The 12,453-nt window shown below is 40.8% G+C and carries 10 protein-coding genes; 7 read left to right on the plus strand and 3 right to left on the minus strand.

What is annotated here, in order from left to right; translation table 11 throughout:
- From FPV17_RS09660 to FPV17_RS09685, 6 genes are all read left to right on the plus strand, one after another.
- Nucleotides 1–1,689 carry a ribulokinase gene (locus tag FPV17_RS09660; RefSeq protein ID WP_144558852.1) on the plus strand — a complete coding sequence of 563 codons (1,689 nt, stop codon included), beginning with the start codon at nt 1–3 and terminating at the stop codon, nt 1,687–1,689.
- Nucleotides 1,682–3,145: an L-arabinose isomerase gene (gene araA / locus FPV17_RS09665; protein WP_035394012.1), complete on the plus strand. Its 1,464-nt coding sequence runs from the start codon at nt 1,682–1,684 to the stop codon at nt 3,143–3,145. The genes FPV17_RS09660 and araA overlap by 8 nt, the downstream gene beginning before the upstream one ends.
- Nucleotides 3,146–3,243: 98 nt before the next feature.
- The gene (gene chvE / locus FPV17_RS09670; RefSeq protein ID WP_035394009.1) at nt 3,244–4,326 is read left to right on the plus strand and encodes a multiple monosaccharide ABC transporter substrate-binding protein; all 1,083 of its coding nucleotides are present in this window, start codon (nt 3,244–3,246) and stop codon (nt 4,324–4,326) included.
- A 57-nt stretch (nt 4,327–4,383) separates the two neighbouring features.
- Entirely contained in the window at nt 4,384–5,922 is a 1,539-nt protein-coding gene (mmsA, locus tag FPV17_RS09675; protein ID WP_144558853.1) for a multiple monosaccharide ABC transporter ATP-binding protein, read from the plus strand.
- A complete protein-coding gene (gene mmsB, locus FPV17_RS09680; protein WP_144558854.1) occupies nt 5,919–7,079 on the plus strand; it encodes a multiple monosaccharide ABC transporter permease in 1,161 nt (386 codons plus the stop codon). The genes mmsA and mmsB overlap by 4 nt, the downstream gene beginning before the upstream one ends.
- Before the next feature lie 3 nt (nt 7,080–7,082).
- Complete coding sequence (locus FPV17_RS09685) at nt 7,083–8,588, plus strand: alpha-glucosidase/alpha-galactosidase (protein ID WP_144558855.1); 1,506 nt, start codon at nt 7,083–7,085, stop codon at nt 8,586–8,588.
- 112 nt (nt 8,589–8,700) lie between these two features.
- On the opposite strand, the gene FPV17_RS09690 is transcribed toward FPV17_RS09685, so the two are convergent.
- The 3 genes from FPV17_RS09690 to FPV17_RS09700 form a co-directional block, all read right to left on the minus strand.
- Nucleotides 8,701–9,543 (minus strand): STAS domain-containing protein, encoded by an 843-nt coding sequence (locus tag FPV17_RS09690; protein ID WP_035396449.1) that lies wholly within the window; start codon nt 9,541–9,543, stop codon nt 8,701–8,703.
- Between the two features lie 242 nt (nt 9,544–9,785).
- Entirely contained in the window at nt 9,786–10,112 is a 327-nt protein-coding gene (locus FPV17_RS09695; protein WP_035396448.1) for a hypothetical protein, read from the minus strand.
- 102 nt (nt 10,113–10,214) lie between these two features.
- Nucleotides 10,215–10,520, minus strand: coding sequence for a hypothetical protein (locus tag FPV17_RS09700; protein WP_035396446.1), 306 nt, complete (start codon nt 10,518–10,520; stop codon nt 10,215–10,217).
- 310 nt (nt 10,521–10,830) lie between these two features.
- On the opposite strand from FPV17_RS09700, the gene zwf reads away from it, so the two are divergent.
- Nucleotides 10,831–12,312, plus strand: coding sequence for a glucose-6-phosphate dehydrogenase (zwf, locus tag FPV17_RS09705; protein ID WP_144558856.1), 1,482 nt, complete (start codon nt 10,831–10,833; stop codon nt 12,310–12,312).
- The last annotated feature ends 141 nt before the right edge of the window (nt 12,313–12,453 follow it).

Raw genomic sequence — 12,453 nt, forward strand, 5'->3', positions numbered from 1 at the left:
ATGAACAAGCGCTATACAATTGGAATCGATTATGGAACAGAGTCAGGCAGAGCGGTATTAATTGATTTAGCAGATGGAGCAGAAGTTGCTGAGCATGTTACGCCTTACGCACATGGTGTAATGGCTAAGCAATTGCCAAAAGGAGGGGTGGTGCTGGAGCCTGAGTGGGCACTTCAACATCCTCGAGATTATATTGATGTGCTTGAGCAATCTGTTCCTAAAGTGTTGACAGAGGCGGGTGTTCATCCAAGCGATGTAATCGGCATTGGCATTGATTTTACCGCATGTACGATGCTGCCAATTGATGAGGATGGCGAGCCCCTTTGCTTCCATACATCTTTTGCGAACCGTCCACATGCATGGGTGAAATTATGGAAACACCATGCGGCCCAGGATGAAGCAAATGAGATCAATCGAATCGGCGCAGAAAGAGGAGAAGCATTTCTTAAGCGCTATGGAGGCAAGTATTCTTCAGAATGGATGATCGCAAAGATATGGCAAATTTTTAATGAGGATCGGCAATTATTTGATGAAGCGGATGCATTTCTTGAAGGCACCGACTGGGTGACCGCACAGATGACCGGAACGATTGTACGCAATAGCTGCACTGCTGGGTATAAAGCGATGTGGCACAAGCAGGACGGTTATCCTGAGGATACTTTTTTTGAAGCCTTGCATCCTGATTTAAAGAGACTAACAGCAACAAAGTTACGAGGTCATATTCGCGCTCCAGGTGAGACAGCTGGCAATTTGATGAAAGAGATGGCTGACCGAATTGGACTCTTGCCAGGTATCGCTGTCGCTGTTGGTAATGTAGACGCACATGTTTCCGTACCGGCAACAGGGGTTGTAACTCCAGGGAAGCTTGTGATGGCGATGGGGACGTCCATTTGTCATCTCGTTCTTGCAGAAGAAGAGAAAGAAGTAGAAGGAATGTGCGGTGTAGTTGAAGACGGAATTGTCCCTGGCTATTTTGGCTATGAAGCAGGACAATCGGCTGTTGGCGACATTTTTGCTTGGTTTATGGAGCATGGCGTCTCATCCGATCTTGTTAATGAAGCGAAGCAGAAAAACGTACCGCTTCATGCGTTACTAGAAGAAAAAGCGGCTGCTTATCAACCAGGTGAAACCGGTTTGCTCGCATTAGATTGGTGGAATGGAAACCGCTCAACATTGGTTGATACAAACTTATCAGGGGTCATTCTTGGAATGACGCTGCAAACGAAATCAGAAGAAATTTACCGAACGTTGCTGGAAGCTACGGCATTTGGAACAAAGAAAATCATTGATGCGTTTACAAAAGCCGGCGTTGAAGTAAATGAACTGGTTGCCTGTGGTGGCTTACCGCAGAAAAACAATTTGTTAATGCAAATTTTTGCTGATATTACGAATTTGGAAATAAAAGTGGCAGCATCCAAACAAACACCAGCGCTTGGGGCAGCTATGTATGCAAGCGTCGCAGCAGGTAAAGCGGCGGGTGGCTATGCAACGATTTTTGCAGCAGCAGAAAAGATGGCGCGTGTACAGGATAGGTCCTATAAGCCTAACCCGGAACGGGCGCAAGTCTACAAAGAAATGTATAAGGAATATAGCAAGCTTCATGATTATTTTGGGAAAGGAGAAAACGATGTGATGAAAACACTTCGGAGCGTGAGAGATAAAACAAAAGGAGGGGTTGTTCATGCTTAAACAAAAAACGTCACACTTTTGGTTTATTGCTGGTAGTCAGCCCTTATACGGGCAAAAAACGATTGATCAAGTCGCTGCTCATGCGGAAGAGATCGTCAAAGGCTTGAATGAGTTGCTGCCAGAACAGCTTATCTTAAAACCGGTCGCAACTTCCCCTGAACGTATTACTGCACTCTTGCGGGAAGCGAGTATGGATGAAAACTGTGCAGGAATTATTACGTGGATGCACACGTTTTCACCGGCAAAGATGTGGATTGCGGGACTAAAAGAATTGACGAAACCGATGCTTCACTTACACACCCAGTACAATCGTGACATTCCGTGGTCCACGATTGATATGGATTTTATGAATTTAAATCAGTCGGCTCACGGTGACCGTGAATTTGGCTTTATGGTTTCAAGAATGGGGATTAACCGTAAGGTAATAGCCGGACACTGGCAGGACTCGAATGTCGCCAATCGAGTCGGTGATTGGATGAAAACAGTTCGCGCCTATCAAGAAAGCAAGCAATTAAAGATTGCTCGTTTCGGTGACAATATGCGAGAGGTAGCGGTGACAGAGGGAGATAAGGTTGAGGCGCAAATTCAGCTTGGCTGGTCTGTTTCCGGTTACGGTATCGGTGATTTAGTCGAAACGATTGAAGCCGTTAATGACCAAGATGTCGCCACATTAATGGAAGAATATCGCAGCCTGTACACATTCCATCCAGATGCGGACGTTCGCGCGATTGAAGAACAGGCACGAATTGAGCTTGGGCTTGAAACCTTTCTTGCACGAGGAAACTATCGCGCTTTTTCAACGACTTTCGAAGATTTACATGGAATGAGCCAGCTACCAGGACTGGCGGCACAGCGGCTAATGGCAAAAGGGTATGGTTTTGCTGGAGAAGGGGATTGGAAAACAGCCGCATTTTTGAGGGTACTTAAAGTGATGGCAGGTAACAGTGGAACGTCGTTTATGGAGGATTACACAAATCATTTAGAGCAAGGGAATGAACTGATCTTAGGCTCACATATGCTAGAAGTATGCCCGACGATCGCAGCTGAAAAGCCGACGATTGTCGTAGAACCCCTTTCTATGGGCAACAAAGCGGACCCGGCAAGGCTTGTTTTCAAAGGCAAAGCAGGACACGCGCTTAATGCAGCAATAATGGATGTCGGTTCTCGTTTTCGAATTGTCGCAAACGAAGTGGAAGCGGTCGAGAATCAGCAGGAAATGCCACAGCTTCCTGTAGCTAGTGTCTTGTGGAAACCGCTTCCTTCGTTTTCGGAAGCAACGGAGGCATGGATCTATGCTGGTGGGGCGCATCACACAGTTTTGTCATACGAGATTACGAAAGAGCAGCTGGCTGATTGGTCAAGTCTAATGGATGTGGAATGCCTTGTAATTGGAAAAGAGTCGAGTATAGAGCAAATACGCAAGGAGTTGTTCTGGAACGAGAAGTCTTATCGTTAAGAAGATCAATAATAATGGAAGGATCGGTAAAGAGAGTGTACGAAAGAACCGTTACATCATTATGAAAACGCTTACTCATAAAATAAGGAGGGAATAAGATGAAAAAATACATTGGAAGTTTCGTCGTACTTGGTTGTGTTGTTTTTACAGGAGCATGTTCTGAGGAAGGATCAGGAGAAGGATCAGGGGAAGGCAAAGGAACGATTGGAATTGCCATGCCAACTCAATCCTCTGAACGCTGGATTGCTGATGGTAATCACATGGTCTCGTATTTTGAAGACCTAGGTTATGAAACGGATCTACAATATGCGGAGGATGTCGTAGAAAATCAAGTTTCCCAGATTGAAAATATGATCACACGTGGTGTAGATGCACTTGTTATCGCTTCTGTTGATGGAGAAGCCTTAACAACAGTATTAGAATCAGCAAATGCACAAGAGATTCCAATCATCTCCTATGACCGTCTCATTATGAATTCAGAGTTTGTCGATTACTATGCGACTTTCGATAATTTTGAAGTAGGTGTTCTGCAAGGTCAATACATCGTTGATGAGTTAGACCTAGAGAATGAAGAAGGACCATTTAACATTGAGTTATTTGGTGGCTCACCAGATGACAATAATGCCCATTTCTTCTTTAATGGAGCGATGTCTGTCCTTCAACCCTATCTAGATGAAGGGAAATTAAATGTGCAAAGTGGTCAAACCGATTTTAATCAAATTGCCATTCTTCGTTGGGACGGTGCAGCTGCTCAGAGTAGAATGGATAATTTGTTGAGTTCTAACTATGGTGGTAGCGAAGACCTTGATGCTGTATTAGCGCCAGCGGATTTATTAAGTATTGGTATTCTAGCTTCACTAAAAAACTCTGGATTTACAGCTGATGATATGCCAATTTTGACAGGGCAAGATGCAGATATTCCTTCAGTGAATGCGCTTATTGCAGGAGAACAAGCGATGACTGTTTTTAAAGATACACGCGTTCTTGCAGAAAAAGCTGTTGAAATGACAGAGGCGGTTCTGCAAGGCGATGAGCCTGATGTGAATGATACAGAAACCTATGACAATAATTCCAAAGTGGTTCCTTCATTCCTAGAGACTCCTGTTGTTGTGACGATTGATAACTATGAAGAAATCTTAATAGACAGCGGCTATTACGAGGCGGATCAGTTAAATCAATAAGGGTTATTGCGGTTTTCTCATGAGAGAGAACCGCCTTTATATAGGAGGTGACCGCAAATGGCGGACGTTCTTTTGGAAATGAAACAAATAACAAAGGAATTCCCTGGTGTTAAAGCGTTGGACAATGTGAACTTGATCGTGAAACAAGGGGAGATTCATGCTTTATGTGGAGAAAATGGAGCTGGTAAATCGACACTAATGAAAGTGTTAAGTGGTGTCTATCCGTTTGGTACATATAACGGTGAGATCTTTTTGAATAGAGGAACGTGTCAATTCAAAGATTTAAAGCAAAGTGAAGCGGAAGGAATTGTCATTATTCACCAGGAGCTTGCCTTAATCCCTGAGTTAAGCATTGCGGAAAATATCTTTCTAGGAAATGAGCGCAAGAGATTTGGTGTCATTGATTGGGATGCGACTGCGAAAGAAACAAAATCCTTATTAAAAAAAGTGAATTTAGATGAGCCCCATGATTCGCTCATTAAGCACATTGGCGTAGGGAAGCAACAGTTAGTAGAAATTGCAAAAGCATTGGCAAAAAAAGTAAAGTTACTCATCTTAGATGAACCAACTGCTTCATTAAATGAAACCGATAGTGATAACCTTCTAAATCTGCTTGTGGAATTAAAAGAACAAGGTATTACTTCTATTATTATTTCTCACAAACTGAATGAGATTAGACAAGTTGCCGATGCTGTAACGATTTTACGCGATGGCAAGACAATTGAAACGTATGATCTAGAAGAAAAAGAGATTAATGAAGATGACATTATTAAAGGAATGGTTGGTAGAAGTCTAACGAATCGCTATCCTCCGAGCAAATCAGAGATTGGTAGTACGATCTTTTCAGTCGAAAAATGGAATGTGTATCATCCGGTTCAGCGAGAAAGACAAATTATCATGGATGCTGATTTTCATGTAAGGCGTGGAGAAATCGTTGGTCTCGCTGGTCTAATGGGTGCTGGTCGAACGGAATTTGCCATGAGCATATTTGGCAAGGCGTACGGGACACAAATTACTGGAACGATTAAGAAAGACGGGAAAGTAATAGACCTTCAGTCTGTCAGTGAAGCAATTAAGCAGGGTTTGGCATATGCAACGGAAGATCGAAAATCATACGGGCTCGTTTTGATGAACGACATTAAAGAGAACATTTCGTTGGCTAGTTTAAATAAGCTTTCTTCACGCGCCATCATTGATGAGCAAAATGAAGTAAGGGTTGCTGAAGAATTTAAACGGAAGTTGCATATAAAGGCGCCGACAATCTTGCAAGAGACTGGTAAATTAAGCGGAGGAAATCAACAAAAGGTTGTTTTAAGTAAGTGGATTTTTTCTGATCCAGATGTTTTGTTTTTAGATGAACCTACTAGAGGGATTGATGTTGGAGCCAAATATGAAATTTATACCATTATTCGAGAACTAGCAGCGACAGGGAAAGCGATCGTCCTTATTTCTTCTGAACTACCAGAATTGATGGGGATGTGTGATCGTGTATATGCGATGAATAAAGGTCAGATTACAGGCGAGCTCGCTAAAGATGAACTTTCACAAGAAAGATTAATGAAATTAATGACGAAAACAAGAGAGGTTTCCCCATGAAAGCGCTATTGAGCGTCATCCAAAATAACGTACGTCAATACAGTATGACATTTGCATTGTTGCTTATTATGATTCTATTCCAACTCTTAACAGATGGTATTCTACTACAGCCATTAAATATCACAAATTTGATTTTACAGAACAGTTATATTCTTATACTTGCTATTGGTATGGTTCTTATTATTATTACGGGGCATATTGATTTGTCAGTAGGGTCGATTGCTGCTTTTATTGGAGCACTATCTGCTATCCTAATGATACAAATGAATCTTGACCCCATTTTATCTGTGTTAATTTGCTTATTGGTCGGTGCGTTAGTTGGAGCTTGGCAAGGGTTTTGGGTTGCTTATGTCAAAATTCCTGCATTTATTGTGACCCTTGCTGGGATGCTGATCTTTAGAGGAATCACGTTAATTATGTTGCAAGGGCAATCAATTGCACCATTTCCTCCATCCTTTCAACGATTAAGTTCAGGATTTCTTCCAGATGTGTTTAATGGTTCTTCTTTGCACCTGTTATCCTTGTTAATTGGTGTGTTGCTTTGTGCCATTCTCATTTTTATTGAGTTGCGCGGGCGGAAGAGAAAACAAAACAACGGTACGGATGTGCTAAATCCGACATTATTCATTTTGAAACTTGTTGGTATCGCAGCCGTTATTTTAGGCTTTACGTATATCTTGGCCAGCTATCGCGGAATTCCTTATATTCTCATCTTGTTGATTGCGTTAATTGCTTTTTACGCATTTCTAACGAAGAAGACAGTCTTTGGTCGTCATATCTATGCAGTAGGTGGAAATGAAAAAGCCGCAGCTCTTTCCGGTATTAAGACGAAGCGCGTAACCTTTATGGTGTTTGTGAACATGGGGATGCTCGCAGCCTTGTCTGGTCTGATTTTCGCGGCTCGGTTAAATGCGGCTACACCGCGTGCAGGTAACTTATTTGAATTAGATGCCATTGCAGCTGCTTTTATTGGTGGAGCATCCGCTTACGGGGGTGTTGGAACAGTCATCGGCGCAGTAGTAGGTGGCCTTGTTATGGGTGTTATGAATAACGGAATGTCCATCTTAGGTCTCGGAATTGATTGGCAACAGGCGATCAAAGGGCTCGTTTTACTAGCGGCTGTTGCGTTTGACATTATGAATAAGAAGAGAGGATAGTATATGTCATTTAAAGTCACCTTTATTGGAGCAGGAAGCATTGGCTTTACAAGAATGTTACTACGAGATTTACTATCTGTCCCTGAATTTAAGCAAGTTAGAATTTCGTTCACAGACATCAATGCTGAGAATCTAGAGATGGTAACGGCTCTTTGTCAACGAGATCTAAAAGAAAATGGCTTTAACACCGAGATACAAGCAACACTTAATCGTAAAGAAGCACTTAAAGATGCACGCTATATTTTTTCGGTTGTTCGAATTGGTGGATTGGAGGCATTTGAACAAGATATCTCGATTCCTTTGAATTATGGTATTGATCAATGTGTTGGAGATACCTTAAGCGCAGGCGGCATTATGTATGGTCAAAGGGGCATTCAGGAAATGCTGGCAATTTGCAAAGATATTCGCGAAGTAGCCGAACCAAACTGCTTATTACTAAATCATGCCAATCCTATGGCAATGTTAACATGGGTGTGTCAGACGTACGGAGAAGTAAATACGGTAGGCCTCTGTCACGGCGTGCAAGGTGGCCATAGACAAATTGCAACTGTTTTTGGACTAGACAAAAAAGAGGTGGATATAGTCTGTGCGGGTATTAACCACCAAACTTGGTACATTCAAATAAAACATAACGGAAATGAGTTAACACCGATGCTACTTGATGCATTTGAACAACATCCTGAATACAGTAAGACAGAAAAAGTAAGAATCGACATGCTCAAACGCTTTGGGTATTACAGTACGGAATCGAATGGTCATCTAAGTGAATATGTACCGTGGTATCGTAAGCGCTCTGATGAAATAATGGATTGGATTGATTTAGGGACATGGATTAATGGCGAAACAGGCGGGTATTTACGTGTATGCTCAGAAGGTCGGAATTGGTTTAAAGAAGACTTCCCAAATTGGATGCAGGATCCAGTTCTTATCTATTGCAATGAAAATCGTAGTGAAGAACATGGTTCATATATTATTGAAGCCCTTGAAACAGGGCGTGTCTATCGTGGCCATTTTAATCGTGTCAACAATGGGACGATTACCAATCTACCAAAAGATTGTGTCATTGAAGCACCTGGTTATGTAGATCGAAATGGATTGACTATGACGTTCATTGGAGATTTGCCCCTTGGTTGTGCGGCCGTCTGCAACGCGAGCATCCAGGTTCAGCGGCTAGCAATCATGGCAGCTGTAACCGGAGATGAACAGCTATTGCGCCAAGCTTTTATGATGGATCCGTTAACGGGTGCCGTCTGTACACCACCTGAAATTTGGCAGCTGGTAGATGATCTATTAATTGCGCAAGAAGAATGGCTTCCTCAATATGAAAAAAGTATTGAAAAAGCAAAGCAAAGACAGTCAACTGAGCCTAGGCTAGTGACAAAAAAATCATCAGGAGCAGCAAGATTAAAGCAAAAAACGATTGAAGAGCTAAAGGAAAATCGTGCAGAAGCAATAAAAAACGCACAAGCAGCTGACAAAGCGAATAATCGACCCGCGCGTTCCACTTGAGGCTGATAAAACGAATAAGTGTAAAGTAGAAGTAAAATCGTTAAAGCCGATTTTACTTCTTTTTTCGTTTGAAATGGGTTTGGATGATGGCGACTGACATGGACATTTACTTTTAGAAAATCAGTTGTTTGCGTTCAAGAGCCTGAGCCAAAGTAGAATGAATGGTAACGTCAGAGAAAGAAATACCAAGCTGTACAGCTGTTTGAGCAATTTCTGGACGTAACCCAGATAAAGAGGTTTGAACACCAATAAGCTTTAACCCTTTAATAAGCTGGAATATTTGTTGTGCCACCATCGTATCAATAACGGGCACACCTGATAAATCAATGAATAGTGTATGAATATATTGCTCGGAGCAATGTTGGAGTGTATGATCAAACATTACTTTTGCACGGTGGGTATCAATCTCACCTACAAGTGGCAATAGAGCTGTTTTTGGAGCCAGTTGAATAATGGGTGAACTTAACTCATCAATCATTTGTTTTTGTGCATTTAATTGATAGTCTGATTGCTTTTTATTTTGCCTAGAAAACTCTAAAATGACTTCGTTAACTCCTTGAACGACAATTTCGTTCCAACGATAAACATCCTTAAGAGAAATAGATTCTTGTTTAACCGATTCGGCATAAGATAATATAAGATCCATATACTGTTGCTGTGTTCTAAAAAACTCGCTCAAAATATTGTTGAAGGGTGTTCGTTGATGAGCACGATCATTCGCAATTGATTCAATCCATTTTAAAAATTCTTCATCGTGAATTCCATTCTTAGTCGGGTTAAATAATTCAGTAAAAAGAGTGTGGAAAGCACGATTTTGGTCTTTGAGCAATTCAATTTGACGAGGATCGGAAGTACTATACACACCGTCTTGTGATTTGTCCAAAGACTTGTACCATTCTTCTGTCAGCTCATCTGTTTTTGATTTTATATATGAATACAGTCCATCTGTTGGCAAAGGAAAGCCCCCTAAAGAGTTAAGAAATTAATTCTAAACTCTATACCCACTCTATATAAATTATAAACCTGTTTTAAATGAAATGTATAAAAATTCATGTATAAAGAGGACCGTATCGGCAACATCGCTTCAGCCGGTCACTCTGTTTAACTAGTCGGTTGAGTAGGTTTCATCGATTCTGTGATTCAACTAAAAGATAATGAAGCTATAATGAGAATGAAAATAAGTATAAGAAAAACCAATTAATTCGATACATTTTTTCGAATTCCTACTTTATCTCTTAAGCGACTTAACTCCATGAACCACTGCTTGTCCTTAGTGAGTAGTGCTAGTTCTTGTAAAGCTCTTATATCAGATTCTTTTAAACGAGCTTTGCTCGTTTGCAAATCTTCTTCATTTGCAAGTAGTGGTTGTTTGCCATTTAAAACTCGTTGCTTCGTGTAGAATTGATACATCGTTTTAATCGGTTCATTTGAAGAGCTTGACGCAATAACTTTAGCATCACTGATCCATCCTAATATACTTGTGCGACCAGCTTTATAAATCACCCATTCTCCATTTCCGAACATTCTATCAACTCCTTTAAATCATCGTATTCAAGTCTGAAGTTGAATATGTATTGCAAGCGTAAAAAAGTCGAGCTCGATTTCTGAAGCTCGACTTTTGCACTGTTAGCTAATTGTACAAATTTGAGAAAGTGTAAATGTTCGAGTTTGTACACCATCTGTAAACACAACCGTACCATTCGCAAGGTTAAACCCAATAAATATTCCTGTGAATGTGCTCGTAGCTGTCGTAATTGTTACTGGGGTGTTAGCTGGTAAAGCTAAGACGGTATTTGCAATCGCAACTAAAGATTGACAGTTGGTGCCTCTCGAAATTGGAAACGGAAAGAAAGGAAAACGACATGGATTTTGACACTGACAGTCACAATCATTTCGCTTTTCATTCTTTTTCTCATCGCGTGAACGAGACAAGTAATCCACCACCTTTTTGTAGGATACTGTAGACTATTCGCAGAAGTCAAAATGAGGTTGGATGATTCACCGAGACCAATCGCCCTTTTTCGTTTCTCTCACTAAATTCATTGGACAAACATGAAGAAGATGTGCAAGAAAATAGGATAGCGATTACAAAAAGCGGTTACAATGAAAAACAGGTAGAAACCAATGAATTCACAGTTCAAAATGTAGCTAAATGAAAGAGAAACTGGTATCATGAAAAGCACTAACCTTAGTATGAGGATAGAAAATGATAAGCGTTGTGAAATAGAAAGAGGGTATACTCATGAAAGATAATAGACAGTCAGAGGCTGTTTTTGTTATATTTGGGTCAACTGGAGATCTAGCAAAACGAAAATTGTTTCCATCTTTATACAATTTATATGTAAAAGGATTGCTATCGAATAAATTTGCTGTCATAGGATTAGGAAGAAGAGAGTGGAGCGACGAAACATTAAAACGTGTCGTTCAAGAAGCGCTAGAAGAAACCAATCAGCAACTAGATAAAGTAGAATCATTTCTTACTCATTTTTCTTACATGTTATTTGATGTAACGAATAAAGATTCCTATAAAGACTTAAAGCAGGAAATCGAGACAAAAGAAGAAGATTTCCAACTGCCAGGGAACCGAATTTTTTACATGGCAATGGCGCCAGAATTCTTTGGGCAAATTGCTCAGTCTATACATAAATATGGCTTAAAGGAAACAAAAGGGTGGACAAGACTTGTTATCGAAAAGCCATTTGGAACAGATTTACAAACGGCCAAAGTGCTAAATAGTGAAATACGTGAAGCGTTTGCTGAAGATGAAATCTATCGAATTGATCATTATTTAGGAAAAGAAATGGTGCAAAATATACAGGTCATCCGCTTTGCAAATGCCATGTTTGCACCGCTTTGGAACAACCGCCATATTGCTAACGTACAAGTAACCTCTAGTGAAAAGCTTGGTGTAGAAGGCCGAGGTGGCTACTATGAAAAATCTGGTGCATTACGTGATATGGTACAAAACCATATGCTGCAAATGGTTTCCTTATTGGCAATGGACGTACCATTGCAATTAACAACAGACGAAATAAGAAGTGAAAAAATAAAGGTGCTTCGAGCACTGCGTCTTATTACGAACGACAATATTGATGATACCGTTGTTCGCGCACAATATCATGAAGGTAACATGAACGGTCAACAGGTTCCAGGTTACGTCGAGGAAGACAATGTCGACCCTCATTCTTACACAGAAACCTATGTTGCGGCTAAATTAATGATTGATAACCACGTGTGGGCAGGTGTTCCTTTTTACATTCGAACAGGGAAACGGATGGCTGTCAAATCAACGAAGATTGTGATTGAATTTAAAGAGATGCCCCTTAATCTTTATGCGAAGGAACATAAAGCAACAGGACCTAACTTGCTTATTATTCACATTCAGCCAGACGAAGGCATTACGATTGTGTTAAATGGTAAAAAGATCGGCTCTGCCGACACAACCCCAGTCCATTTGGAATATCGCCATGATAGTGAAGATCGTGTTAACACACCAGAAGCATACGAACGTTTACTTTATGATTGCATGATGGGTGATGCCACAAACTTTGCTCATTGGGATGAAGTAAGTTTATCTTGGTCACTCGTTGATGCTATTTCAAATGCATGGAAAGAGTCTGCTCATAAACCGGTAAACTATCGAGCAGGGACAATGGGTCCTAAAGAAGCAGATCGTTTGCTGGCAGGTGATGGTCACGCTTGGTGGCCTGTTGAAGAAATGTAGACAAATAAGCAAGGTGACGGGAAGGAGTATACATGCTCCTTCCCTTATTTTTGTGGGTACAACTATGAATAGAATAAAGATCATGCAAACGGCTAAATTTGTATTAGAACTGGGAAGATTATCCTGATTTTGCTCTATAAC

It is taken from the genome of Shouchella miscanthi (assembly GCF_007725405.1).
GTDB lineage: Bacteria > Bacillota > Bacilli > Bacillales > Bacillaceae_D > Shouchella > Shouchella hunanensis.

Bases quoted from the DNA above. Each gene is read 5' to 3' on its own strand.
- FPV17_RS09685 (WP_144558855.1), top strand. From the start codon at position 7,083: ATGTCATTTAAAGTCACCTTTATTGGAGCAGGAAGCATTGGCTTTACA.
- zwf (WP_144558856.1), top strand. From the start codon at position 10,831: ATGAAAGATAATAGACAGTCAGAGGCTGTTTTTGTTATATTTGGGTCA.
- chvE (WP_035394009.1), top strand. From the start codon at position 3,244: ATGAAAAAATACATTGGAAGTTTCGTCGTACTTGGTTGTGTTGTTTTT.
- FPV17_RS09695 (WP_035396448.1), bottom strand. From the start codon at position 10,112: ATGTTCGGAAATGGAGAATGGGTGATTTATAAAGCTGGTCGCACAAGT.
- araA (WP_035394012.1), top strand. From the start codon at position 1,682: ATGCTTAAACAAAAAACGTCACACTTTTGGTTTATTGCTGGTAGTCAG.
- mmsB (WP_144558854.1), top strand. From the start codon at position 5,919: ATGAAAGCGCTATTGAGCGTCATCCAAAATAACGTACGTCAATACAGT.
- FPV17_RS09660 (WP_144558852.1), top strand. From the start codon at position 1: ATGAACAAGCGCTATACAATTGGAATCGATTATGGAACAGAGTCAGGC.
- mmsA (WP_144558853.1), top strand. From the start codon at position 4,384: ATGGCGGACGTTCTTTTGGAAATGAAACAAATAACAAAGGAATTCCCT.